The organism is Mycobacterium sp. E1715 (assembly GCF_001667625.1).
Classification (GTDB): Bacteria; Actinomycetota; Actinomycetes; order Mycobacteriales; family Mycobacteriaceae; genus Mycobacterium.
In genome coordinates this window covers 1-664 of record NZ_LZJJ01000142.1, presented here as the reverse complement: position 1 = coordinate 664, position 664 = coordinate 1, and the positions used below count along the sequence as shown (strand labels likewise).

At 65.5% G+C, this 664-nt stretch carries 1 protein-coding gene; it reads left to right on the top strand.

The window, feature by feature from the left end; translation table 11 throughout:
* A partial coding sequence (locus A9X03_RS07865; protein WP_156746501.1) for a condensation domain-containing protein occupies positions 1–664 on the top strand: 664 nt, incomplete at both ends.

Here is a 664-nt window from a genome sequence, read left to right as displayed (position 1 = left end):
CAGGCCGCGTTGGCGGTGGTGTTGGGGAAGTTGGGGGCGACTTCGGATGTGGCGGTGGGCTTTCCGATCGCCGGGCGACGTGATCCCGCGCTTGATGAGTTGGTCGGATTTTTCGTCAACACGCTGGTGTTGCGCACCGATCTGAGCGGTAATCCCACGGTTGCGCAGTTGTTGGGTCAGGTGCAACAGCGCAGCCTGGCCGCCTATGAGCACCAGGATGTGCCTTTCGAAGTCCTCGTCGAACGGCTGCACCCCACTCGCAGCCTGACCCACCACCCCCTGATCCAAGTCGTCTTGGCCTGGCAGAACGAAGAATTCGCGGACGTGCAGCTGGGCGATCTGAAAGTAACGCCGTTGCCCACCGACACCCGCAGCGCCCGAATGGATCTGGTGTTCTCGCTGGCCGAGCGCTGGACCGAGGACGGGCAGCCCGCCGGCATCGGGGGGGCGGTGGAGTTCCGCACCGACGTGTACAACACCGCCCGCGTCGAGGCCCTGGCCGCGCAACTGCACGACGTGTTGGTCACCATGACCGCCGACTCCGCGCGGCGTATCTCGTCGATCGAGGTGCTGGATGAGGCCGAGCGTGCGCGTCTTGAGGTGATCGGTAATCGGGCGGTGTTGAGCGGGCCGGTCCCGGTGGCGGTGTCGATTCCGGAGCTGT